This is a genomic window from Roseixanthobacter liquoris, from assembly GCF_043195135.2.
Lineage (GTDB): Bacteria > Pseudomonadota > Alphaproteobacteria > Rhizobiales > Xanthobacteraceae > NCEH01.
On sequence record NZ_CM195537.1, the window covers coordinates 4,251,912 to 4,276,244 of the forward strand.

Genomic DNA, 24,333 nt, shown 5'->3' on the forward strand with positions numbered 1-24,333 from the left:
CCATGAGCGAAACCCTGTCCCCCAATCGCCCGCTCTCGCCCAATTCCTGGCAATACCGGGAAATCAACGCCAAGACCCCCGGCCTCAGCTATCTGTCGGATGCGCTGATCTCGCTGGCCGAAGCCGGCGAGCCCGTGGTGGCCGGCTCCGCCGACCTGCAATATTCCAACGGCCTCGCCAAGTTCGCGCAGCGCTATCCCGACCGCTACATCCAGTTCGGCATTTCCGAGCAGAACATGGTGACGGCGGCCGCCGGCCTCGCCACCACTGGGCTCAAGCCCTATGTGGCGACCTTCGCCTCCTTCCTCGGGCTATTGTGCTGCGAGCAGATCCGCATGGATGTTGCCTATTGCGGCCAGCCGGTGCGGCTCATCGGCCATCACACGGGAATCTCGCTCGGCTTCTACGGCACCTCGCACCACGCCACCGAGGACATTTCCACCATGCGCGCCATCGCGGACCTCACCGTGGTGTCGCCCGCCGACGGCCCGCAGCTCGCCGCCGCCATCAAGGCGTCCGCGAGCTATCCCGAGCCGATCTATTTCCGCATCGGCCGCGGCCGCGAGCCGGACGTGTACGGGGCGGATGTCACCTTCGAGTTCGGCAAGGCCATCGAGCATTTTGTGGGCGATGAGATCACCATCATCGCCTGCGGCCTGCCGGTGCATTCGGCGCTTGAGGCGGCGCGCAAGCTGAACGCGGCGGGCCGCTCGGTGGGGGTCATCGACATGCCCACCATCAAGCCCATCGACAAGGCGGCGATCCTCAAGGCGGCGGCGCGCTCCCAGGTGCTGATGACGGCGGAAGAGCACAATGTGCTCGGCGGCCTCGGCAGCGCTGTGGCCGAGGTGCTGACCGAGGTGGGCGCGGGCGTGAAGCTGATCCGTCACGGCATCCATGACGAATACAGCCTGATCGCCCCGCCGACCCATCTCTACGCCCATTACAAGCTCGACGCCGCCGGCATCGAGGACGTGGTTCTGAACGCCATCGGCGGCGCCAAGGGCTGAGGGCCGGCGGCCTCTGCGCTTCCGCCATCCCTCTCCCAGCGCCGTCCCCTCTCCCGGTCATCCCCTCTCCCGCTTGCGGGGGAGGGACAGGGAGGGGGAAAGCGGCAGCGCCGCAAGAACCCGAGGGCGAAAATCGGGCCGACACCCGCAGGGCCGCCGACCGGCGGGATCGCTCCCCGCTGCGCGGCCCCCTCCCCACCCCTCCCCCGCACGCGGGAGAGGGAGCCCCATCGCTCGAGCCGCAACGTCCCCTCTCCCTGTCATCCCCTCTCCCGCGTGCGGGGGAGGGAGGGGGAGGGGGAAAGCGGCAGCGCCGCAAGAACCCGAGGGCGAAAATCGGGACCGACACATGCAGGGCTGCCGACCGGAGGGTCGCTCCCCGCTGCGCGGCCCCCTCCCCACCCCTCCCCCGCACGCGGGAGAGGGAGCCCCATCGCTCGAGCCCCGACGCCCTCTCCCGGTCATCCCCTCCCCCGCACGCGGGAGAGGGAGCCCCGCCGCTCAAGCCGCAACGGCCTCTCCCGGTCACCCCCTCTCCCGCTTGCGGGGGAGGGACAGGGAGGGGGAAAGCGGCAGCGCCACAAGGACCCGAGGGCGCAAATCGGGACCGACACCCGCAGGGCCGCGGACCGGCGGGATCGCGCCCCGCTGCGCGGCCCCCTCCCCACCCCTCCCCCGCACGCGGGAGAGGGAGCCCCATCGCTCGAGCCGCAACGGCCTCTCTCGGTCATCCCCTCTCCCGCACGCGGGAGAGGGAGCCCCGCCGCTCAAGCCGCAACGGCCTCTCCCGGTCATCCCCTCTCCCGCTTGCGGGGGAGGGAGCAAGCCGAGGGCCGGCCGAGACCCCCCTCTCCCCGTCGGGGAGAGGGCCGGGGTGAGGGGGCCGCGAACACACGCCCGACACGCACCAAGGCATATCTCCCCGGCCGGTCCCGACCCCAGCGCGCAGCACACCGGCCGCACCTTTGCTACCATTCCAGCAAGCGGATAATCGCGATCGCCCGTAACGGGAGGAAACCTCAGCATGACCCAGCCCCAGCTCCGCCCCGCCGCCTCCCTCGACGAGAAGTGGCAGCCCTATCGCAAGCCCCAGCCGGCCGAGGCGCGCCCCGAACTGGTGGTGCCCAACGCCATCCCCACCGACGAGCGGGTCTGGGTGCCGCTTGAGGAGAACGTATGGTTCCGCCCGCTGCTGCTCTCCGCCTCCAGCGGCTATTGGATGAACCTGCTGAAGGTGCGCAAGGCCGGCGTCCTCTCCCGCCACCGCCACCCCCTGCCGGTGCACGGCTACGTCATCAAGGGCTCCTGGCGCTACCTGGAGCATGACTGGACCGCCACCGAGGGCGGCTATGTCTACGAGGCGCCGGGCGAGACCCATACGCTCGTGGTCGATCCCGACGTGGAAGAGATGATCACCCTGTTCCAGGTGAACGGGACGATGATCTATGTGGACCCGGACGGCAACGTGACCGGCTTCGACGATGTTTTCACGCGCATCGACAAGTGCCGCGCCTTCTATGCCAAGAACGGCCTCGGGGCGGACTATATCGACCAGTTCATTCGCTGAATTTCGCGAACATCGCGGCGAAAACCGCGGAAAGGCGCGGTCGTGACGTTGGTCCGCCGAGGTTGCGCGGAATTTCGGCGGAGCCGCGCGGAAAAGGGCCGAAAGAGGCGATGACCGCGCGATTCCTCCGCGCGGAGCGAACGAGATTTCGCGCCCCGCCTTCCGGCGGGTCCGCGACCCGGGGGGAATCCGCTGCCGGCGCCGGCCGTGTTGCCGGCGCGCGGTTGCGCCCGTCAGGACAGCGGCGTGCGCCGGCGCGGGGTCGCTATCTCGTTGTTCTTGGAGGCGATTCCCATTTCCAGACTGTCGGCGATGCGGCGCGCGCGGACGATGAAATGGGTCGCGGCGGCCGGCGGGCAGAGTTCGTGCGCGGTCGCCTCGAACAGGTCGAGCCAGCGGTCGAAATGCGCGACGCCGATCGGCAAGGGCAGATGCCGCGGCATCGGCTGGCCGTGGTAGCGGCCCGTCATGAGCGCCACGGACGACCAGAAAAGACAAAGCTTCTCAAGGTGTTCGTCCCAGTCCGCGACGCGCGCCGCGAAGATCGGGCCGATCAGGCCGTCGCCCCGCACCCGGTCGTAAAAGGTGAAGACGAGGGTGCGGATCATCGCTTCGTCGATGCCGGTCTCCGCCATGATCGCCCGCGTCGCCGCCGCCCGGCGGGCCAGCATCTGCTCGCTCTCGCCGCTGACGATCCGCTCGCGCGCCGCCTCCTCGGCCATGGCCGCCTCCGTCTCCCGCACCGGCCGTGGATGCGCCATGTGCCTGATAAGCCAAGGGCTTAGCCACGCCGTCGGGGAACTGCAATCCGGGATTTCCCGGAGGTCGACGGCGCGCCTCAGGCGCCGGAGGCGGCCCGCGCCAGCTTCTCGAACCGCTTCACCACCCGCTCCCGCCGCAGCCGCGAAAGCTTCTGAAGCCAGAAGATGCCGTCCAGCTGGTCGATCTCGTGCTGGAGGCACACGGCCAGGAGGCCGTCCGCCCCGCTCTCCTGGGCGGGGCCGTCAAGATCCTGATATTGCACGCGAACCTGCTTAGGCCGCTCCACCTCGTCGACCACGCCGGGCATGGAGACGCTGCCCTCGGGATGCCGGCCGCGCTCGGACGAGGACCAGGTGATCCGCGGATTGGCATAGATCTGGACCTGCCCGTCCTCGGGCAGCTCCAGCACCACCAGCCGCAGCCCCACGCCGATGTGGGGCGCCGTGATGCCGATCCCCGGCGCCGCCCGCAAGGTCTCAAGCAGATCCTGCGCCAGCGCGGCCAGCTCGCCATCGAACCGCGTCACCGCCGCCGCCGCCTGCCGCAGCCTTGGATCCGGAAACCGGACGATCTCGCGCACCGCCATGCCTCTTCTCCCCTTGCCCGCCCTCGCGAACGCGCCCCCGCGCACCCGCGCGGTCCATTGGTTCCGGCGCCATTCCCCAAGGGAAATGCGCAGCGATTGCGCTGCATCAATCGCGCGGTTCCGGTGCGCCCCTACCCTTCCGCCGGAAGGGACGGGCCCGTGCCGGGCGCCCGTCTCTCAAGCCTCTTCCCGGGGCCGGGCTTTCGATGAGGATATGGGCGATGCCACACCCTGCCGCAAAACGCCAGGACCAGACCCGCGCCTCCGTGCCGGAGCTGGAGACCGGGCTCAGCGACGCGGAAGCCGCCGCCCGCCTGCGCCGGGAGGGGCCGAACGAGCTGCCCCAGGGCGAGCATCGCTCGCCGCTGAAGATCATTCTCGACACCATCCGCGAACCCATGTTCGCCCTGCTGCTGGCGGCAGGCCTGCTGTATTTCCTGGTCGGGGACCCGGCCGAGGCGGCGATCCTGTTCGGCTTCGCGACGCTCTCCGTGCTGATCGCCGTGGTGCAGGAATTGCGCACCGAACGTGCCCTCGATGCCCTGCGCGACCTCTCCAGCCCGCGCGCTTTGGTGATCCGCGCGGGGGAGCAGAAGCGCATTCCGGGGCGCGAGGTGGTGCGCGGCGACCTGCTGGTCATCGCCGAGGGCGACCGGGTGGCGGCCGATGCCGTGCTGATCGCCACCGCTGCGCTGGAGATCGACGAATCCCTGCTCACCGGCGAATCGGTGCCGGTGCAGAAATCCGCCGCCGGGCCGGACGAGATCGCCCGGGGCGGCACCCTCCATGCCGACACGGACGACCGCAGCGCCGCCTTTTCCGGCACGCTGGTGGTGCGCGGGCAAGGGCGCGGGATCGTGCGCGGCACCGGCCGAAACACCGAGCTCGGCCGCATCGGCCAGAGCCTCGGCACCATCGAGCGCGAGCCGCCGCGCCTGCGGGCGCAGACCCGGCGGCTGGTGCGCCTGTTCGCGGCGGTCGGCATCTCCATCAGCATTCTCGCCGCCGTGCTCTACGGGCTCGCGGGCAACGACTGGACCAGCGCGACGCTCGGCGGCATCGCGCTCGCCATGGCCATGCTGCCGGAGGAATTTCCCCTCATCCTCACGGTCTTCACCGTCATGGGCGCCATCCGCATCGCCAAGGCGCGCGTGCTGACGCGGCGCGCGGCGGCCATCGAGGCGCTCGGGGCCGCCACCGTCCTGTGCACCGACAAGACCGGCACGCTGACCCAGAACCGCATGAGCGTGGTGGAATTGCGCGATGCGGACGGCGCTCCGGTGGCGTTCGGCGGGGCGGACACGGTCTCGGGCGCGGCCTTGGCGGATAGGACCTTGGCGGGCGAGGCGGCGCGCCTCGCGCTGCTGGCGGCCCGCGCCAGCCGCGACCGCACGTTCGACCCCATGGAACGCGCCTTCCACGACCTCGCCGTCCGGGCCGAAGGGGAGCCGGCGTGGCCGCCGGTGGCGGTCTGCGATTTGGACCTGCGCGACGATCTTCCGGCCATGGGGCGCGCCTGGGCCGCGGGCGAGGAGACGCCCCGCCTCGCGGCCAAGGGCGCGCCGGAGGCCATCGTCCGCCTGTGCCGCCTGCCGCCGGACAAGGCCGGGCAGGTGCTCGCCGCCGCCGCCGACATGGCGGGGCGCGGCCTGCGGGTGCTCGGCCTTGCCGAAGGCGCGCTGCGCGCGGCAGCCGATCCGCGCCTGGAGGCGCAGGACCTCGCGTTCCGGGGCCTGATCGCCCTTGCCGATCCGCTGCGGCCGGGCGTGCGGGATGCGGTGGGCGAATGCCGCGCCGCCGGCATCCGCATCGCCATGGTCACGGGCGATCATCCCGCCACCGCCGCCGCCATGGCCCGCGCCGCCGGGCTCGATGCCGAGCCGGTGGTGACGGGGCGCGAACTCGCCGCGCTCGATCCGCAGGCGTTCGCCGCGGCGGTGGCGCAGGCGGCGGTGTTCGCCCGCATCGTGCCGGAACAGAAGCTCAGGATCGTGGAAGCCCTGAAGGCGCAGGGCGCCATCGTCGCCATGACCGGCGACGGGGTGAACGATGCCCCGGCCCTGAAAGCCGCCCATATCGGCATCGCCATGGGCGGGCGCGGCACGGACGTCGCCCGCGAGGCGGCGGCGATGGTGCTGCTGGACGACGATTTCAATTCCATCGTGCGCACCATCCGCCTCGGCCGCCGCACGTTCGACAATTTGCGCAAGGCGATGGGCTATGTGCTCGCCATGCATGTGCCGATCGCCGGCCTCGCCTTCCTGCCGCTGGCGCTCGGCCTGCCACCGCTGCTCGGGCCGCTGCACATCGCATTCCTGGAGATGGTCATCGACCCCGCCTGCTCCATCGCCTTCGAGGCGGAGCCGGAGGAGCCGGACCTGATGCAGCGCCCGCCGCGCAAGGCCTCGGACGCGCTGCTGCCGCTCGCCTTGATGGGGTGGAGCCTGATCCAGGGGCTCGCCGCCTTCGCCGCCGCCGGCAGCGTCTATGTGCTTTCGCTCCAGGCCGATCTGCCGCCGGACGTGGTGCGCGGGCGCGCCTTCCTCACCCTCATTCTCGCGAGCGTCGGGCTGATCATCGTGGATCGCTCCTTCAGCTCCTCCCTGCTGACGGCGCTGACCCGGCCCAATTCCGCCCTGGTCGCGGTCATGGGGCTGGCGGCGGTGATGCTGGTGATCGTGCTCGGCGTGCCGCCGGCGGCCGCGCTGTTCCGCTTCGGCCATGTGGGCCTTGCGGGGATCGGCATCGCCTTTGCCGCGGCCATCGCCATGATCCTGCTGCTGGAACTCGCCAAGGCTCTGGGCATCGCCGCGCGCCTGCGGCGCTGAAGGGTCCCTAAGGCACCAGCACCGCCGCGCCCTGGAAGCGGCCGGCGCGCAGGTCCGCCAGCGCCTGGTTCGCCTGTTCCAGCGGATAGGTCGTGGTGGTCGTCCTCACACCGGCCTTGGGCGCGAGGGCGAGGAATGCGCGGGCGTCGGCGCGCGTGAGATTGGCGACCGACACCACCTGCCGCTCCTCCCACAAGATGGAATAGGGGAATTGGGGAATGTCGCTCATGTGGATGCCGCCGCACACCACGCGCCCGCCCTTGCGCACCGCCCGCAAAGCGCTCGGCACCAGCGCGCCGACGGGGGCGAAGAGGATCGCGCAATCGAGCGGTTCGGGCGGCGCTTCGTCCGAGCTGCCGGCCCAGCGGGCGCCGAGCGAGAGCGCCATTTCCTGCGCCGCCGTATCGCCCGCGCGGGTGAAGGCATAGACCTCGCGTCCCTGCCAGCGGCACACCTGGGCAAGGATATGGGCCGCCGCGCCGAACCCATAGAGGCCGATGCGCCGCCCCTCGCCGGCCTTGACGAGGGAGCGCCAGCCGATCAGTCCCGCACACAGCAGGGGCGCCGCCGCCACCGGATCGTCGAAGCCGTCGAGCGGAAAGGCGAAGGCGGCATCCGCCACCACATGGGAGGCGAACCCGCCATCGCGGGTGAAGCCGGTGAAGGCGGGCGCATCGCACAGGTTCTCCTGGCCCGAGGCGCAATAAGGACAGTGCCCGCAGGTGTGGCCCAGCCAGGGAATGCCGACCCGCGTTCCCACCGCCGGCACCGCCACCCCCTGCCCCAGCGCCTCGACGATGCCGATGATCTCGTGGCCCGGCACAATGGGCAGCACCGGGTTCGGCAGATCGCCGTCAACCACGTGCAGGTCGGTGCGGCACACGGCGCACGCCTCCACCCGCACCCGGATTTCCCCGGCGCCGGGCACGGGATCGGGCCGCAGCTCCAGCACCAGAGGCGCGCCGATGGCGTGGAGGACCATGGCCTTCATGTCGTGCTCCCGTGGTGGCGGGCGAGGGATCAGGCCGCGCCGCGGGCGTCCGCGTCCGCATCCGGCGGCAGGATCACCATGCCGGACATGGGCTCGACCCACACCAATTGATCGACCACCCGGGCGACGCCCGGCACATTCTCGGCGCACACGCAGGCCGCCATGCGCTCGCGCTCGTCGAAAATAGTGCCGCGCAGTTCGGCGACGCCGTTTTCCACATGCACCCGGATGAGGCCGCTGCCGCTCCAGGGCTGCCGCGTCAGCTCGGCCTGGATGGCGGCCCGCAGGCGCGCATCGTCGGTTTCCGCGACCGAGGCGTTGGGAAGGGCGGCGGCCAGCGCGCGCAGCAGGTCGGACCGGGAGATGATGCCCACCAGCTTGCCGTCCTCGACCACCGGCAGGCGCTTGACGCGGGCGCGCGTCATGGTCTCCACGACCTCGGAGAGCGGCGCGTCCTTGGTGGTGGTGAGGACGTCGCCGGTCATCACCTCTTCCACCTTGCGGCCGTGGGCGCGGACATATTCCTCCGCCTCCTTGCCGGGGCTGGCGATCAGCTCCAGCCACCAGGAACGCTTGACCTGCGTGCCGAGCTCGGCCCGGCGCAGGAAATCGCCCTCGGTGACCATGCCGGCCAGCGTGCCGTCCTTGGCGACCACCGGCAGGCCGCTGATATGCTGCGCGAGCATCAGCCGCGCGGCATCGGCGATGGATGTGCCGGGTTCAACACTGATGACCGGCGTCGTCATCACATTTCCAACGCGCATGAACGCCTCCCTGCGGTTCCGCTGTCTGAAATTCGGCTCCGATCATGGCCCGCCACCCGCGCGCTGCATTGAGCCGCATCAACACTACCCCAACACCCCTCACTGCGCACCCAGCAGGGCCTTGCGGAACCGCAGGGCGGCGAGGCCGAAAAAGGCCGCGCCGATGGCGAGCAGGGCCAGCAGCTGCGGCCAGATGATGGCGAGGCCGGCGCCGCGATAGAGGATCGCCTGGGAGAGCGCCACGAAATGCGTGGAGGGCGAGAATTGCATGACCTCCTGGAGCCAGGCCGGCATGCTTTCAAGCGGCGTGGTGCTGCCGGACAGCAGGTTCATGACGATCAGGATCGGCATCACGATCAGCCCGAACTGGGCCATGGAGGTGGACACCGTGGCGATGAGGATGCCGAGCGAGGTCACCGAGAATTGATAGGTGACGGTGGCCAGGATGAACAAGGCGAGCGAGCCTTGCACCGGCACCGCCAGGATGCGTTCCACCACCACCACCAGCGAGAGGATGGCCGCCACCACGATCACGAGCCCGTTGGCCCAGATCTTCGCCAGCATGATCTCGATGGGCGTCACCGGCATCACCAGCAGATGCTCGATGGTGCCATGCTCGCGCTCGCGGATCAGCGCCGCGCCCGAGAGGATCACCGCCAGCATGGTGATGTTGTTGATCACCTGCATCACCGCCGTGAACCAGGCGGACTTGAGGTTGGGATTGAACTTGGCGCGCATCACCACGGCGATCGGCAGCGCCTGGGCCGTGCCCGGCAGAGCGGCGCTGACCTCCTGGAGGATGATGTTCTGAAGATAGGAGGCACCGTTGCCCGCCTGGGACATGGCGGTGGCGTCCACGTCGATCTGCACCGTGGGATGCTGGCCGGAAATGGCGTCCTGCTCGAATTTCGGCGGGATCTCGATGACGAACACGAAGCGGCCGGTGTCCATCACCCGGTCGATCTCGTTCGCGCCGATCAGCACCGGCTCCTTGAAGAAAGGCTTGAGGATCGCCGCGCGCACCTGCCGCGACAAGGCGGACTGGTCCTCGTCCACCACCGCGACGGCGGCATTCTCCACCTCGAACTTGGCGCCGGTGGCCACCGCATAGATGGCGAAGGTGAAGGTATAGACGATCAGCACCAGCAGCACCGGATCGGCCTTGAGGCTGTAGAGTTCCTTGATGCCGAGGCGCCAGATGCGCATGAGCCGGGCGCGCATGTCAGGCCCCCTGCTTGCGCAGCGCGAGCACCGCCGCGCCGATGAAGCCGAGCGCGAACAGCACCAGCACCAGGATATTGGGCCACAGATCGGCCAGGCCCAGCGCTTTCGCGAACACCCCGACGCTCACCGGCTGATACCAGGCGGCGGGGAAGGCGAGCCCCATCAGCCGCGCCCCGCCGGAGAGCGAGGACACCGGCACCAGCAGGCCGGAAAAATTCACCGCCGGGAGAATGGCGAGGATCGAGGTGGCGAAGATCGCCGCCACCTGGCTGGACACGAAGCTGGAGACGAACAGGCCGAAGCCGGTGGTGGCGAACACATAGGCGAGCGAGCCCAGCGCCAGGGTCGCGAACGAGCCCTTCAGCGGCACCTGGAAGAACAGGATCGCCAGCAGCACCAGCGACAGGAAGCTCAGGAAGGCGATGAACACATAGGGCAATTGTTTGCCCAGCAGGAATTCCACCTTGGTGACCGGGGTGGACTGGAAATTGGAGATGGAGCCGGTCTCCTTCTCCTTGACGATGCCGAGCGCGGTCATCACCGCCGGGATCAGCACCAGCATCAGCACGATCACGCTCGGCACGATGGCGTTGACGCTCTTGAACGCCTGATTGTAGCGGAAGCGGGTGTCGATCTCGATGGGATAGAGCGGCACCGCATGGCCGTAGCGGCGCAACACCTCGTCCGCCATATAGGTCTGCGCGAGGCCGGAGACATAGCCGCGCGTGGTCTCGGCGCGGAACGGCATGGCGCCGTCCACCCACACGCCCACCTCGGGCTGGCGATCGCGCTGCAATTGCTTGCCGAAATCCACCGGCACCTCGATGGCCACCGAAAGTTCCCCGCTCTTCATGCGGGTGTCGAGCTGTGTCGTCGAGGTGATGGGCGCCTTCTCGGTGAAATAGCGCGAGCCCTGGAAGCTTTCGAGCAATTGCCGGCTCTGCGCGCTCTGGTCCTGGTCGAAGGCGGCATAGGGCAGGTGCTCCACATCGAACGACACGCCATAGCCGAAGGTGAACAGCAGCAGCACCGGCCCGATGAAGGCGAAGGCCAGGCGGGCGGGATCGCGCAGGATCTCCAGCGTCTCGCGCCATGCATAAGCCCACAGCCGGCGCGGATCGACCCGGCGCGGCGGGCCGGACGAAACCGGGACAGCGGCCTCGGGCGCCGCCGCGTCGCCCTCCTGCCCCATGCCGGCCTGCTCCAGCACGGCGATGAACACCTCTTCCAGCGATTGCGTGTGGCGCTCCGCCTTGAGCTCGTCCGGCGTTCCGACCGCCAGCACCTTGCCCTGGTGCATCAGCGAGATGCGGTCGCACCGCTCGGCCTCGTTCATGAAATGGGTGGAGAGGAAGATGGTCACGCCGTCGTCGCGCGACAAAGCGATCAGCTCGCGCCAGAAGCCGTCCCGCGCCACCGGATCGACGCCCGAGGTCGGCTCGTCCAGGATCAGGATCTCCGGCCGGTGGATGATCGCCACTGCGAGCTGCAAGCGCTGGCGGATGCCGAGCGGCAGGCTTTCCGGCCGCGTGTCGGCAACCTCGGTCAGATCGAAGCGGGTCAGCATCTCCGCGACGCGCGGCCCGATGGTGTCGGGCGGCAGCTCGAACAATTGGGCGTGCAGCATCAGATTCTGCCGCACCGTGAGTTCGCTGTAGAGCGAGAAGGCCTGGGACATGTAGCCGACGCGGCGGCGCGTCTCCATGTCGCCGGCATCGAGCTTCTGGCCGAACAGCCGCGCCTCGCCCTCGCTCGCCGGCAGCAGGCCGGTGAGCATCTTCATGGTGGTGCTCTTGCCCGAGCCGTTGGAGCCGAGGAAGCCGAAGATCTCGCCCTTCTCGATGCGGAAGCTCACATGGTCCACGGCGGTGAAGGTGCCGAAGCGGCAGGTGAGCCCCTCCGCCTCGATGGCCGGCACGCCGTCCTGTGGCACGCGCGGGCGCTCCACCACCGGGCCGTCGGCGCTGCGCGCCTCCTCCGGCAGCAGCGCCACGAAGGCGCGTTCCAGGGTCGGCGCGCCGGCGCGGGCCCGGATCTCGCCCGGGCTGCCGCTGGCGATCACATGGCCGTCGTGCAAGGCGGCGAGCCAGTCGAACGCGTCCGCCTCCTCCATATAAGCGGTGGCGACGATGACGCTCATGCCCGGCCGCCGCGCCCGCATGCGGGCGACGAGATCCCAGAACTGGCGGCGCGAGAGCGGGTCGATGCCGGTGGTCGGCTCGTCCAGGATCAGCAGGTCGGGATCGTGGATCAGGGCGGTGCAGATGCCGAGCTTCTGCTTCATGCCGCCGGAGAGCTTGCCCGCCGGCCGGTCGGCGAACGGCGCAAGGCCGGTGGCGGCGAGCAGCTCCGCGCTGCGCGCCCGCCGCTCGGCCGCGCCCTGGCCGAACAGGCGGCCGAAGAAATCGAGATTTTCCGCCACCGAGAGCGTGGGATAGAGATTGCGCCCCAGCCCCTGGGGCATGAAGGCGATGCGCGCGCCGGTGACGCGCCGCAGCTCGCGGTCGGCCATGTCGGCGCCCAGCACCTCCACGGAACCGGCCTGGATCTTGGTGATGCCGGCGGCGAGCGAAAGCAGGGTGGATTTGCCCACCCCGTCCGGCCCGATGAGCCCGGCCATGCAGCCGGCGGGGATCTCAAGATCGACGCCGCCGAGCGCGACCGTCTTGCCATAATGATGGACGACCCCCGAGAAGCGGACCGCCGCCTCGCTCATTGGGGAAGCTTCACGGCGAGTTCCGCGGGCCAGACCGCCGTGCGGCTGGTGCGCACGAACGCGCTGCCGCGCACGCCGGTCTTCACCTGCGCCTCATATTGCTTCAGCAGGCTCGGCGCGATCTTCAGCTTCACGCGGAACATCAGCTTCTCGCGCTCGTCCGCCGTTTCCACCGTCTTGGGCGTGAACTGGGCCTCGGTGGCGACGAAGGACACCGTGGCCGGGATCACATAATCGGGCGCCGGATCGAGCACGATCCGCGCCTCGTCGCCGAGGCCGAGCCGCCCGGCCACGCGGGCGGGCAGGAACACGGTCATATAGACATCGGAAAGATCGAGCAGGGTCGCGATGGGCGCACCGGCGCCGACCACCTCGCCCGACTGCACGAGCTTGTATTCGATGCGGCCGCGCCGGGGCGCGGTGAGTACCGAATCGTCGAGCTGGGAGCGGATGCGCGCCACGTCCGCGCGGGCACTGTCGGCGGCCGCCTGCGCCTGGTCGAAACTGGCCTGCGCCGCCCGCTTGGCGCCTTCGGCCACGTTCATCTGGCTGCGCCGCTGGTCCAGCGACTGGATGGTGCCGTAGCCGCGCGCGCTCAGGGTGGCGGCGCGTTCGTATTCCTGGTGGGCGAGCACCACCTCGCTTTCGCGCTGGGTGATCGCGGCCTGGGCCTCGGTCATGGCCTTTTCGGCACGGCGCACCTGGGCTTCCGTGCCCGTCAGCTGGGCGTCGAGCTCCGCCGTGTCCATGCGCGCGACCACCGCGCCCTGGTCCACCGTCTGGCCCTCTTCCACCAGCACCTGCAGCACCCGGCCGGCGAATTTGGCGGAAATCAGCACCTGCTCGGCTTCGAGCCGCCCGTTGGTGGTGGCGATATCGGCCGGCAGCTTGTTGCCGGCGAGCTTCTGCCAGAGGCCGTGCAGCCGGTCGCCGAGGCTCTTGGCGTCCTGCGCGGCGACGGGGCCCGCGCAGAGCGCGGCAAGGGCGATCTGGAGCGCGACGAGAAGTGCGATCGGACGGCAGCGCACGAATGGGCTCCTGCGAACATGCGGCAGACGGAGGCTGGCAGATTTAGCGCAGCATCGCTGCCCTATCATTGACGCACATCATCCGCTTGTCCCTTCGCCAAAAGTCACGACAACCGCGTCCGCGCGCACGTCCTATTTATCAGCACGAGGACCGACCGGCGCGGTATTTCCTCCCCGCAGCAGGTCCGCAAGGCCGAGCCGCTCGGCCAGGGCCCGCGTGGCGGCGGGCGAGAGATTGCGGCGGATATGGTCGAGATCGTAATAGAGGAACTCGCCCTCCACCACCGACTGGCAGCTCTGCGGCCCGCACAGCGCGTCGGCGGGAATGGCGATGGTGGCCTCCCCATAGCGCCCGCGCATGGCCCGGAACACGTCGTTCACCTCGCGCTGCCAGCCATCATAGTCGGGCGGGGCCAGCCGGTTCACGGTGCGGGTGCAGGGCGCGCGCAGCAGGGAACCGTCATTGGCGACCACGCACGGCACGGGATCGCTTTCCCAATGGGGAATATCCGCCATGACCAGCACCCGCCGCCCGGGCGCCGAGAGGCGCGGCAGCAGGTCGTCGAAGCCCTCCAGAAGCAGGCGGCGCCCTGCCTCGAAGCCCACCGCCTCGCCGGGATGGCGATAGAGATTCTGCGCCGTGGACGGCCATGCGGCAGCGAGGATCACGAGCGAGATGTCCGGCGCCGCCTTCAGCAGGGCCAGCACCGCCGCGCGCGAAGAGCGGCAATCCTCGTTATAGGTCGGGATGCCCGCGAAATCGCGTCGGATGCCGCCGGCCTCGATGATGGCCGGGCAGGCGCGGAACAGCGCGATCGCCGTGTCGGCCTCCCGGCCCGCGACGTCCAGCACCGGCATCAGCTGCTCGGCATGGCTGTCGCCCCAGATGATCGCGCGCGTCCGGGCGCTCGCCCACGGCGCTCCGGCGGCGCACAGGCCCTTGGCGGGTCCCTCGGGCACGTGCTGCGGGCAGGACCAGTCCCACATGCGGTCCTTCGATCCCATGGCCTGGAGCTGCGGCGACACCCGGCCGGGCAGGCCGCCGGTGAGGAAGATCCCAAGCCCCAAGGCCGCCACCATGCCGGCGGCGAGGGCACCGGCCCCGACGCTGGCGCGCGGCGCCGGCCGCATGCGGCGGAACGGCTGTTCCACGAACCGCCAGGAGAGCCATGCGGCGAGCAGCGACAGCACCAGCGCCGCCGCGCCCCAGGCGAGGTCCAGCCGCGCGCCGTTCTGGTAATGGCGCATCAGCACGATGATCGGCCAGTGCCACAGATAGAGCGAATAGGAGATGCGCCCGACGAACGGCAGCGGCGCCAGCGCCAGCGCCCGCGCCATCCGGGTCGGGGTGGACGTGGGCATCAACAGCAGCGCCGTGCCGAGCACCGGGGCGAGCGCATTGGCGCCGGGAAACGGGCTCTGCGCCGTCAGCAGCAGGATCGGCGCGAGAATGGCGACGAGGCCGGCGAGCTTCAGCAGATCGCCGAGGCGGGCCGATATCGCGCCCGTCCAGGCGGCGGGAATGAAGACCAAGGCCCCGCCGACGGCCAGTTCCCAGGCCCGCGTCCAGGGCTGATAGAAGGCGCTCTTGGGATTGGTGCCCACCTTCTGCACCGCATAGGCGAAGCTCGCCAGGATCAGTGCGCCCATCAGCCCCGGCACCAGGCGCGGCCAGCGCGCCGAGAACCGCAGCGCCGCCACCAGCAGCAGCGGCCAGACCAGGTAGAATTGCTCTTCCACCCCGAGCGACCAGGTGTGGAGCAGCGGCATGGTCTCGGCGGCCGCGTTGAAATAGCCGGTATTGCGCAGGAAGAAGAAGTTCGAGATGCCGCCCGCCGCATAGGCCGCGCTGCGGCCGAGCACCGCATAATCGCCGGGGGTGAGGATGAAATAGCCCGCCGCCAGGCTCGCCAGCACCACCACCGTCAGCGCCGGCACGATGCGGCGGATGCGCCGGTCGTAGAAGCGCAGCAGCGAGAACGAACCGCCGCGCACGTCCGCGAGGATGTTCGCGGTGATGAGATAGCCCGAGATCACGAAGAAGACATCGACGCCGACGAACCCGCCGGGCACGCCGGGAACGCCGAGGTGAAACAGCAGGACGCTCAGCACGGCTATGGCGCGGACGCCGTCAATATCCAGGCGGTAGGTCATCGGGCAGATGCTTTAGGCCACTCGCCCGCCGCCCGGCAACCCGCCGGGCGAATGCAGGCCCGCCGCGCAGGGCGCGCCGCAAGGCGCCGGCAAGGGCGCGACAAGCGGGCGGCAAGGGCGCGGCAAGCGTGGCAGGCGGTGTCGGCGGGCGCAATTCGTGCTACCTCGTGCCCAGTCCACCGCACCCCCTACCCGTTCGGAGCGCCAGATGGCCGATATCCCCGCTTTGATCCTCACTGGCCTGCGAATCAGCTTCCTCCACCCCGAGGACATGCCGAGCGCCCTGATCCTCGACCTGACCACCGACGAGGGCGAGCAGCGCTTCGTGCTGCCCTGCGACCCGGTGCTCGACAGCGAGACGGTGGAGCAGATCGGCGACGAGTTCATGGATTGCCTCGACCGCCTGATCGCCCCCTCCGACGACGAGGACGAGGAGGAAGAAGACGAGGACGGCGAGGACGAGCCGACCGACGGCAGCGACGAGAAGCGCTGAGACGAGAAGCGCCAAGACGAGAAGCGCCGATTGGCGCGGAACCCGGCGCGGCGGGCGTTTTCGCGTTCGCGCCGGAGGCGCCTTTGCTCCGCGCTTCGCCAAGCGCGCGGCGCAAGGGGATTTAAGACCCCCCACGGCCCCGCTTTCGCAAGGCGGGGCGGCACAAAATGGCCTGTCCGGGCGTTGGTATCAGACCACGCACCAAGGACATCATATGCGACCTCAGTCCGGACGGATCTGGCATCCTGATCCCAGCCAGCCCCCCTGCCCGCCCACGGGCGCCGCGCAACGCCGGCTCGCCCGCGCGGCGGCAGTGTTCGATCAAGATGCCCGCACCCCGCTGCTCTCGACGGTCCGCGTCACCTATCCGATCGTGATTCTTCTGATCTTCACGCTGCTCTGCCTCACCGTCCTGGCCGTGATGGCGAATCCGGCCCTTTCGGCCGAAGCGAGGGCGCCATCGCCGCTTGCGTCCGGGTCCGGCGCGGTTCTGCAGCTGGCGCAGGCGGCGGCCCCGCAGGCGCAGGCGCCCGCAGGTTCATCCGTCGCCCCCGGGCCCGCAGCGCCGTCCCCGGCGCCCTCCGTGGTCCCATCCCCCGCGCCTTTGCCGCAACCGGCACCGGTGCCCGCGCCGCCCGGTTCGGGCGCCGATGTGCCGAAGGAGAAGGCGGCGGTTCCCCCCTCCTCCGACACCGCCCTGGTGCGCACCTGCAAGCTGCGGGCCCTGGCGGTGCTGCGCCAGCGTTCGCCCTCCATCGAGGACATCTTCATCGACGTGGACGGCCTCACCGTCGCCGAGGCCGATTCCACCGTGGGCACCGAGCGGGTACGCCATGTGCTGATGGGCGAGGCCTATATCCAGCGCGACCAGACCGACAAGGTGCATCGCTTCCTGTGCCTCACCGGCGACGAAGGCAAAGTGCTGATGACCTTCTTCACCGAGCGCTAGCGATTCGCGGCAAGGCTCCCGGCAAGGCTCCCGGCAAGGCTCATTGCTGGGCGATGCAGCGCGGCTTGCCGCTCTCGGTGCGGGCAAGGCCCGGAAAGGCGATGCGGGTCTCGATGGTCAGCGCCGCGCCGAGCCCATTGGCCTTGTATTCCTTGAATTTCGGGCAGTTCGCGGCGCTCGCCGGGCCGGTCACCGCCGCGAGCGTCACCCCGGAAGCGGCGATCTTCACCGGCACCTGGTCGTCATAGGCGAGCGTGAGCGCGACCTTGCGCGCGGCGAGGTCATAGATCACCAGCACGCGGCTCGGCCCGGTTCCGCGATCCATGACGAGATGCGTGCCGGCAAGGCCGAGCACGGTGTCGGCCTCGTCCGCCGTGCTGATCTCGATATCCCCGCTGCGCTTCGCGAAGATGCAGGGGCCGGCGGCATTGGCCGGCACGGGGCGGGCGATGATGTCGTGTCCCACGCTGTCGGTGCGCTCGCGCGAGATCACCTGGAAGCCACCGCCGAACTTGCATTGCGCCTCATTGGCCAACGCGGGCGTTGCGGCGAGCGGGGCGGAAAGACCTGCGAGGCTGGCGAGCATCAGCAGGCCAATGCGAAATCTCCGGTGCATGCGGGCTCCGATCTGTACCCCCGAAGGGCGACGGCGCGTCTCAAGCACGAACCGGGCGCCGAAGTCGAGCCCCGGGGCCACAGGGCGCGCCACCTTCGGCTTCAGCATGCGGAACACAATGCAGTGCGGGACGTTGCCCTTGCATCCACAAGCAAGAGGCCCGTTTCGCATGAATAATCTCATTTATATCGTCGGCCTGGTGGTGGTCGTTCTGGCCGTCTTGTCGTTTTTCGGCCTGCGCTAGGAATTTTCCCGCGGCAGATCCTCCCGGACGCGGTGCCGATTTTTGCGTTCGGTGGCCTCCACGCGTCGCCGCCCTCAGCCCCGCCTCATGACGTCGATGGGCCCGAGGCTCCCGCGAGGTCAGCTTAGGGCTGGCCGGAGCCGCCGGAGCCGGGCGCGGGGTGATCCTCGCGCCGGCCGAGGGCTGCGGGAATCCACAGCCGCGCCTCGGGCCCCTCCGCCCCCCGCTGCATCTGCCAGCCGCCGCCCGCCCGCTTGGCAAAGGCGCCGATCTCCTCCAGCCGTGCGGAGCTTGTCGCGCCGGCACCCGAGGTGCCGCTGCACGCCGCCGAAACGCGGATGCACACGTAATCGCCGGCCTCCACCCCCGCCGGCTCGGAGCGCACCACCTCGCGCCGCGCGGCGAGGGTGATGGGGCTTCCGGCATCCGCCCGCTGCTTCACGTCCATGACGAGATCGATCACCGCCAGTTCGAAGGGCGCCGCCTCCACGAATACGTCGAGGCCCCTGTCGTCTCCGGCGATGGCGACCTCGATCGGCGGCCACACCGAGCCGATCAGCAGGCAGCGCACATTGTTGAGCACGGTCGGCGCCGGGACGATTCGCGGCCGGCCGGAGCGCCGGCCGGCGTCGAGCAGGCGCTGGGCCAGGCACACGCCGTACATGGCGCCGGTGAGGGCGTCGCCGAATTCCGGCTCGCTCCCCTCTCCGCGCTGGCCCGTGCCGACGAAGGTCAGATCGCCGAGCACGGGCGTCAGGACACGGTCCACCGCGCCGGCGGCCGCATCCGGCTGGGCGGGGATCGGCGGGCCGCCGACGCGCGCCGACGCGCCCGCGCCGGGCGCCCTCAGGCCCGTGGGACGGCGCATCAGCACCGCCAGGGCGAAGCTGGCGAGCCCGCCCATCAGCGCATAGCCCGCCGCCCGCTTGTTCCAGCCGGACAATATATCGCCCTCGCTCAGGGCATAGACCACCGTGAGGTCGGTGCCGGGCACGGCGCGATAGGCGGCGGCGGCCGGCCCGCCCTCGATCAGCGCGCTGGCGGCGAGCAGGCCGGACTCATGCTTGCCGCGCAGCTCCGGCAAGTCCGAAATCAGGGTCGGCACGTCGGGTGGCGCGCGCAGGTCCGGCGAGCGCAGCAGCAAGGTGCCGTCCTTGCGCACCAGCGCCGCCGCCGCGCCGGGGGTCGGGGCCAGCAGGCCGCGATAGGTGGAATGGAAATATTCGGGAAAGACGATGGCGCCGATGACGCCGCGAAACACCCCGTCGCGCCACACCGCCCGGCTCACCGCGAACGACACGGAGCGGCTCGCGGTGCCCCTGAACGGAACCGAGAACAGCAGGCCCTCCTGCCCGGCCTTTCCGGCCAGGTAGAATTCGCGCTGGCTGAGATCGCGCTCGGGCGCCGGATAGGTGCGGCTGGAAGAGGCGAGGACCCCTTTCTCGTCGATGACGAAGGCCAGTTCCAGTTCCGGCATGCGGCGCACCAGGCGGGCCAGCAATTGGTGCATCTCGGTATCGGCGCGCAGCGCCGCCGCCGGGCGCGTGCCGAGCGCGTCGCGCACCTGGGACAGGGCGACGTCGACCGAGAGAAACCGCGCGCCCGCATGCTCGGACAGTACATGGGCGGATGCGACGACCTTCTGGCGCGCGGCCTTCAGCTCGGAATCGCGGTCGAACCAGGCCACCAGCGCCACCAGCATGAGCGGCAAGCCGACCACGACCGCGATGCGCGCACGTCCCGGCATGGAGGCGCGCCGGCCGCCGAACCGGCGCAGCACGCGCAGGATGCCGATCTTCATACCTCCTGCCCCCCCTGCCGCGTGGGGGACCATAGTCCAGCCCTGCCCGGATGATCAAACCGGCCGGCGCCGGACCTCCGGGCAAAAGCGGATGGCGCCGAATCGGCGGCGCGGGATTAGGATCGCGCGGCCATCCGGGGACACCGCATCATCATGACCGCCGATGCCTCTTATTTCTACACGCCCGCGCAGGGCCACGGCCTGCCGCACGATCCGCTGAACGCCATCGTCGGCCCACGCCCGATCGGCTGGATTTCATCACGCTCGGCCGAAGGCGCGCTCAATCTCGCGCCCTACAGCTTCTTCAACGCGTTCAATTATCGCCCGCCGATCATCGGTTTTTCCAGCGTGGGCTGGAAGCACAGCGTCGCCAATATCCAGGCCACCGGCATGTTCGCCTGGAACCTCGTCACCCGCCCGCTGGCGGAGGCGATGAACGCCACCAGCGCCGCCGTGCCCGCGGACGTGGACGAATTCGCCCTCGCCGGCCTCACCCCCGCCCCGAGCCGGCACATCGACGTGCCGCGCGTGGCGCAGAGCCCCGTCTCGTTCGAATGCCGGTTGACCCAGCTGATCCAGCTGCGCGGGGCGGCGGGGCAGGAGATCGAATCCTGGCTGGTGCTGGGTGAAGTGGTGGGCGTGCATATCGCCCGCGCCTTGCTCAAGGACGGGATCTACCAGACCGCGGAGGCCCATCCCGTGCTGCGGGCGGGCGGCCCGAGCGGCTATGTGGAGGTGACGCCCGAGGCGGTGTTCCACATGTGGCGGCCGGGAAGCTGAGCCGGCGGCGCGGCGGCGGGCGCAGGGCGGGCGCGCCATGCCTCGCCCGCGCGCAGGCCGTGGGACGTCTAAAAGGCCGCGATTTTCAGGAAAAGAGATTTGGTGGGCCAGGCGGAATCGATCTGGCACCGTAGATCATTGGGGTTAAAGGTAAAAAACAGGTAGAAAATTTTTCATGCCTACAGACATGCCTACATTTTCCGCGGCTGCAGCTTCGTTAGTTCGGTCCGCAAAAAGCGGAATCCCACTGCATTTCACTGCGTATCTTTGAGAGCCATAGCAGCCTCGCGCACGCGAGGCCAAGCGATATTGAGTTCCGGGCCGCATTCGGCCGAATCCGATCGTCGGCGAATCGCAGTTCTGCTTAAAATCGCAGTTTGCGTCCAAGCCGCTTGGTTTTCGAATATCGGCCATGCCTGCCACAAACCACATCGATGATCCGAGCTTTGAAACTCCGAACAGACAAGCGGGGCGACTATAGGCCCAGGTTCTAGAACAAAATATTCGATCCGAACTGAAGCCAGAGCCTCCCCTCGGCATGAGTTGCTTGACAAAACGACGGTATTATGATACAATGTAGAGGCGGAGACTGCCGCCAGACTCACGAAAGATCGCATCATGACTGTCAAATCTCAGGCCGCCTCGCACGGCATTCTCGTGCTCTTCAATGCCACGCCGTCCCAGGCCGCAAAGTTCGAAGGCGAGGCCGCCGAAAAGGCGCGCGCTGCAGCCGAGGGCCTCGGCCATCGCTGCGTGACGCTGAGCCCGGCGAAGGACGCCAAGCTCATGGCGAGTCTCGCGCGCGGCGCCTTCGACAAGGAGGGTGCTCCCCTGCTCGGCGCGGTCACGCCCCGCATGGTCAGCGAGCTCGCGGCCGTGGCCGATAGCGCGGCCCAAACGGCGCCTGTCGTGCAGTTGATTCCGAAGGCCGCTGAGGCGAAGGCGGCCGCGAATGCGACGACGACAGCGCCGGCCGTCGAAACGGCCGCCGAGGCGGCCTCGGGCGCCACTGACAAGCCTGTCTCTGCCGTGGCCATCGCATCGCAGAACATGCTCGACGGCGGCAATCTCGGTGTTGTCAGTAAGGAGGTCGCCGTGGGGCTCTGGCCCGAGATTGCCAGCGGCCACCTGGTGCTGGCGCCGGACTATGAAGACGGCGCGTTCAACGGCTGGTGGCCGGCCGAGGTGATCAATCGCGACGCGACCCGGGCCACGCTCAAATGGCATGGCTTCGACGATCTGCCGGTGATCACGCGGCCGATCAGCCAACTCGCCCTCATGCATCCCGATTGCAAGGCGTGAGCGGCGAGGCCTGCTGAGCTATTCAGAAAGAGAAGGAGGGGCGCAAGCGCCCCTCCCGTGGCCTCGGCCGACACGAGCCGACCGGTCCAGATTGGTGTCATCGGCCTTGTGTTGAAGATCGACCGACGTCAGGCCGTCTTGAGGCCCTTTTCCTGCTGCAGGCGCAGGATCACTTCGGCCTGTGTCACCGCGATCTCGAGTTCATAGGTCTCCAGATTGTTCACCACCGTGACGATGCGGTCGATCAGCATCGAACGGTCGGTTGGCACGGCCATGTCGTCGGGCTCGCGTTTCACGCCCAGCAAAGCGTCGGGCGTCGTGCCGAGCGCTTTTGCGATTCTCACCAAAGTGGCCAAGTCAGGCTCCCTCGCTCCGCTGATGTAATGGGCATAGCGGCGCTCGTTGAGGCCGGCCCTGCGAGCGGCCTCAGCGTTGGAGATGCCGAGCTGTGCCGCCCGTGCCCGAATGTTCGCTGCGAAGAGATCCATGCGAACGAAATGTTCCGATCTGCCTTGCAGCGTCTACGAACAATTTGTATGTTACGTAATGTCCATAATGGATACAAGGCGTACTCTCGCCGCGACTGAAATACCTCCACGCCTCAGAAAGGAACTCTCCGATGGCCTCTCCCAGGCTGATCAGGACGCTTGCGCTGTGCGGCAGCCTCGGCCTGCTCGCCTTCCCTCACTTCGCTAAGGCCGAGTACGGCTACAAGGACCGGATCTTCGAGCAGAAGTACGTCCTCCCGGAACAGCTCATCCGTCGAGACGTGCTCAATCAGAGCGCCGCGCTGGGAGCCTTCGCGGACCCGGATCGCTTCTTCTCGGCCGAACTGACCAAGGCCATGGGCGGCATGTGCGATTTAGCCCTCGTCGCCATCAAGACGGTGAACAAGGAGCCCCTGACGCAAGCCCAAATATTCTTCAGCAACCTCGATGCCCAACAGGATCGATCGTTATCCGAGCCCGCGCCGCCGGATGAGATGTGCCGGCTTCAGACCGGCTATTTCAAAGCCGCCTATGCCGACGACATGTCGACCGATCGGCAGCTTGCCGACCTCGCCGCACAGATTCGCAAGCGCTTTGCCGCCGATTGGCTCAGCCGGGCCGAAGCGGGGCGGGCCGACATTCAGCTCGGAGCCCAGCGTTATGCCAGGATCCAGCACCGAATAGACCTGCTGACACGAGTTGGGATCTCGGTTCCGAAGGCGAACCTGGGCGGCATCAATCTGACGCGCGTGAAGGAGGCTCTCACGCTTCTTGCGAATGACGACGCCTACGCCGCGGTCGAGCACAGCCTGTCCCAGCTGGAGAGCGACATCATATGGCGCGTGCAGCAAACGTGGTTGCGTGAGGGGCGCAGCCTCAAATCGCCGCCGCCCCAGCCGAGCCCATCGGGAGAGGCGAAGCCGACCACGTTCGAGGAGGCGTACAAGGTCTTTCACAAATACCTGGGCGAATGCTGGGATGTCCCGTTCAGGTATAGGCAAAGCAGCATCTCGATCACCGTCCGCATCGCTCTCAAGCCGGACGGCTCCCTCGACGGTGAGCCCTCGATCATAAAGCAGCCGCAAGAGCAAGAGGCGCGAGCGTTTACGGAAAGCGTCCTCGACGCTTTGAAACGTTGCGCACCCTATGTGTTCTTCCCATCGGACCAATACGAGACGTGGCGGGAGCTCCAGCTTACGTTTACGCCGCAAGATCGCTCCCGTTCGGATGATGCGCCGGATACCGCAGTTCCGGAACGTGAAAGCGCCGGGCAAAAAGGAGATGCGCCAAAAGCGCTGGCACAAGCCACGGCTGCCGCCGATGCTTTGGATGCCGCTCAAGCGCGTGTCGCGCGAGCACGCCAGGCCGTGCAGGCGGCCGAGCGGCGCTTGCAGGAGCGCTCCGCCGCACTCCAGGCCGATCAGGCGCGCCGCATGCAGAGCCTGGCCATGGGCATGGTGCGGGGCCCATCCGGCATGGCGCAGGCGTTCCAGGGTCTGGCGGGTGGTGGCGGTCCCGATCCCCTGGAAGGATTGCGGCGCGAGCGAGCACAGGCGCAGCGCGAGCTCGATCAGGCCTTGGCCGCGCTTGCCACGCTGCGGTCCGCGCAGACGACGGCATCGACAGCGCAGGCCGCATCCGTCGCGCAGCCGGGGGGAGAGCGCTGCGTCGAAGGCGGCCGCTGCACCATCGTCGAGCGCACGGTCTTCTGCCGCACCCCGCAACAGCTCACAGCCATCCTGTCGGAGCGGCCGGGACCGGCACGGCGCAGGGTGCGCGATCTCTTCGCCAGCACGGGCGACTGCACCATCCTCGACGTCGGCGAGGCGCTGCATTGGCGCGACGTCATCGTCGTCATCCAGCCGAAGGGCGAAGCGCCGGCCGAACTCATCCCGGTCGCACGCGCCGATGGCCAGCGCGGCTTCGTGCTCAGCGGCGGCGTTGGGATGTCCGCGCCCGCCACGGCGCAGCGCTGAGCCGCGATCTCACGCGCGTTTCCATCGCGTCATCACACATCGCGTCATTATGGG

The 24,333-nt window shown here is 69.0% G+C and carries 19 protein-coding genes; 8 read left to right on the forward strand and 11 right to left on the reverse strand.

The genetic code is table 11. The features are described 5' to 3' along the window. The first annotated feature begins 2 nt into the window (after nucleotides 1-2). Complete coding sequence (locus V5F84_RS19215) at nucleotides 3-1,010, forward strand: transketolase family protein (protein ID WP_394041734.1); 1,008 nt, start codon at nucleotides 3-5, stop codon at nucleotides 1,008-1,010. A 1,024-nt stretch (nucleotides 1,011-2,034) separates the two neighbouring features. Further along, nucleotides 2,035-2,577 carry a 2,4'-dihydroxyacetophenone dioxygenase family protein gene (locus V5F84_RS19220; RefSeq protein ID WP_394046743.1) on the forward strand — a complete coding sequence of 181 codons (543 nt, stop codon included), beginning with the start codon at nucleotides 2,035-2,037 and terminating at the stop codon, nucleotides 2,575-2,577. A gap of 233 nt (nucleotides 2,578-2,810) precedes the next feature. Here the strand turns inward: V5F84_RS19220 and V5F84_RS19225 are convergent, their stop codons facing one another. Both V5F84_RS19225 and V5F84_RS19230 read right to left on the reverse strand, forming a co-directional pair. Continuing rightward, on the reverse strand, nucleotides 2,811-3,299 hold the full coding sequence (locus tag V5F84_RS19225) for a group III truncated hemoglobin (RefSeq protein ID WP_394046745.1): 489 nt from the start codon (nucleotides 3,297-3,299) through the stop codon (nucleotides 2,811-2,813). A gap of 116 nt (nucleotides 3,300-3,415) precedes the next feature. Further along, nucleotides 3,416-3,925 carry a peptide deformylase gene (locus tag V5F84_RS19230; protein WP_394046747.1) on the reverse strand — a complete coding sequence of 170 codons (510 nt, stop codon included), beginning with the start codon at nucleotides 3,923-3,925 and terminating at the stop codon, nucleotides 3,416-3,418. A gap of 221 nt (nucleotides 3,926-4,146) precedes the next feature. Between V5F84_RS19230 and V5F84_RS19235 the strand changes: the two genes are divergently transcribed. Continuing rightward, nucleotides 4,147-6,753, forward strand: a complete 2,607-nt coding sequence (locus tag V5F84_RS19235; protein ID WP_394046749.1) for a cation-translocating P-type ATPase — start codon at nucleotides 4,147-4,149, stop codon at nucleotides 6,751-6,753. Between the two features lie 7 nt (nucleotides 6,754-6,760). Here V5F84_RS19235 and V5F84_RS19240 read toward each other — a convergent pair whose 3' ends face one another. The 6 genes from V5F84_RS19240 to V5F84_RS19265 form a co-directional block, all read right to left on the reverse strand. Next, a complete protein-coding gene (locus V5F84_RS19240; RefSeq protein WP_394046751.1) occupies nucleotides 6,761-7,744 on the reverse strand; it encodes a zinc-dependent alcohol dehydrogenase family protein in 984 nt (327 codons plus the stop codon). A 29-nt stretch (nucleotides 7,745-7,773) separates the two neighbouring features. Beyond that, complete coding sequence (locus V5F84_RS19245) at nucleotides 7,774-8,508, reverse strand: CBS domain-containing protein (RefSeq protein ID WP_394046753.1); 735 nt, start codon at nucleotides 8,506-8,508, stop codon at nucleotides 7,774-7,776. Nucleotides 8,509-8,607: 99 nt separating this feature from the next. Further along, complete coding sequence (locus tag V5F84_RS19250; RefSeq protein ID WP_394046755.1) at nucleotides 8,608-9,729, reverse strand: ABC transporter permease; 1,122 nt, start codon at nucleotides 9,727-9,729, stop codon at nucleotides 8,608-8,610. Between the two features lies 1 nt (nucleotide 9,730). Next, nucleotides 9,731-12,448, reverse strand: coding sequence for a ribosome-associated ATPase/putative transporter RbbA (gene rbbA, locus V5F84_RS19255; protein WP_394046757.1), 2,718 nt, complete (start codon nucleotides 12,446-12,448; stop codon nucleotides 9,731-9,733). Further along, the gene (locus V5F84_RS19260) at nucleotides 12,445-13,503 is read right to left on the reverse strand and encodes an HlyD family secretion protein (protein WP_394046781.1); all 1,059 of its coding nucleotides are present in this window, start codon (nucleotides 13,501-13,503) and stop codon (nucleotides 12,445-12,447) included. Before V5F84_RS19260 ends, rbbA begins: the two co-directional genes overlap by 4 nt. A gap of 105 nt (nucleotides 13,504-13,608) precedes the next feature. After that, entirely contained in the window at nucleotides 13,609-15,630 is a 2,022-nt protein-coding gene (locus tag V5F84_RS19265) for an acyltransferase family protein (RefSeq protein ID WP_394046759.1), read from the reverse strand. A 208-nt stretch (nucleotides 15,631-15,838) separates the two neighbouring features. Between V5F84_RS19265 and V5F84_RS19270 the strand changes: the two genes are divergently transcribed. Both V5F84_RS19270 and V5F84_RS19275 read left to right on the forward strand, forming a co-directional pair. Further along, complete coding sequence (locus V5F84_RS19270; RefSeq protein WP_394046761.1) at nucleotides 15,839-16,123, forward strand: hypothetical protein; 285 nt, start codon at nucleotides 15,839-15,841, stop codon at nucleotides 16,121-16,123. A 214-nt stretch (nucleotides 16,124-16,337) separates the two neighbouring features. After that, nucleotides 16,338-17,072 carry a hypothetical protein gene (locus tag V5F84_RS19275; protein WP_394046763.1) on the forward strand — a complete coding sequence of 245 codons (735 nt, stop codon included), beginning with the start codon at nucleotides 16,338-16,340 and terminating at the stop codon, nucleotides 17,070-17,072. A 40-nt stretch (nucleotides 17,073-17,112) separates the two neighbouring features. On the opposite strand, the gene V5F84_RS19280 is transcribed toward V5F84_RS19275, so the two are convergent. Together V5F84_RS19280 and V5F84_RS19285 are read right to left on the reverse strand one after the other, a co-directional pair. After that, nucleotides 17,113-17,688: a hypothetical protein gene (locus tag V5F84_RS19280; RefSeq protein WP_394046765.1), complete on the reverse strand. Its 576-nt coding sequence runs from the start codon at nucleotides 17,686-17,688 to the stop codon at nucleotides 17,113-17,115. A gap of 368 nt (nucleotides 17,689-18,056) precedes the next feature. Next, nucleotides 18,057-19,733, reverse strand: a complete 1,677-nt coding sequence (locus V5F84_RS19285; protein ID WP_394046767.1) for a cache domain-containing protein — start codon at nucleotides 19,731-19,733, stop codon at nucleotides 18,057-18,059. Nucleotides 19,734-19,886: 153 nt separating this feature from the next. On the opposite strand from V5F84_RS19285, the gene V5F84_RS19290 reads away from it, so the two are divergent. Beyond that, on the forward strand, nucleotides 19,887-20,513 hold the full coding sequence (locus tag V5F84_RS19290; RefSeq protein WP_394046769.1) for a flavin reductase family protein: 627 nt from the start codon (nucleotides 19,887-19,889) through the stop codon (nucleotides 20,511-20,513). A 618-nt stretch (nucleotides 20,514-21,131) separates the two neighbouring features. Continuing rightward, nucleotides 21,132-21,815 (forward strand): hypothetical protein, encoded by a 684-nt coding sequence (locus V5F84_RS19295; protein ID WP_394046771.1) that lies wholly within the window; start codon nucleotides 21,132-21,134, stop codon nucleotides 21,813-21,815. Between the two features lie 128 nt (nucleotides 21,816-21,943). Here V5F84_RS19295 and V5F84_RS19300 read toward each other — a convergent pair whose 3' ends face one another. Further along, the gene (locus V5F84_RS19300; RefSeq protein ID WP_394046773.1) at nucleotides 21,944-22,303 is read right to left on the reverse strand and encodes a helix-turn-helix domain-containing protein; all 360 of its coding nucleotides are present in this window, start codon (nucleotides 22,301-22,303) and stop codon (nucleotides 21,944-21,946) included. Between the two features lie 131 nt (nucleotides 22,304-22,434). Between V5F84_RS19300 and tolA the strand changes: the two genes are divergently transcribed. After that, complete coding sequence (tolA, locus tag V5F84_RS19305) at nucleotides 22,435-24,279, forward strand: cell envelope integrity protein TolA (protein WP_394046775.1); 1,845 nt, start codon at nucleotides 22,435-22,437, stop codon at nucleotides 24,277-24,279. Nucleotides 24,280-24,333 lie beyond the last annotated feature (54 nt).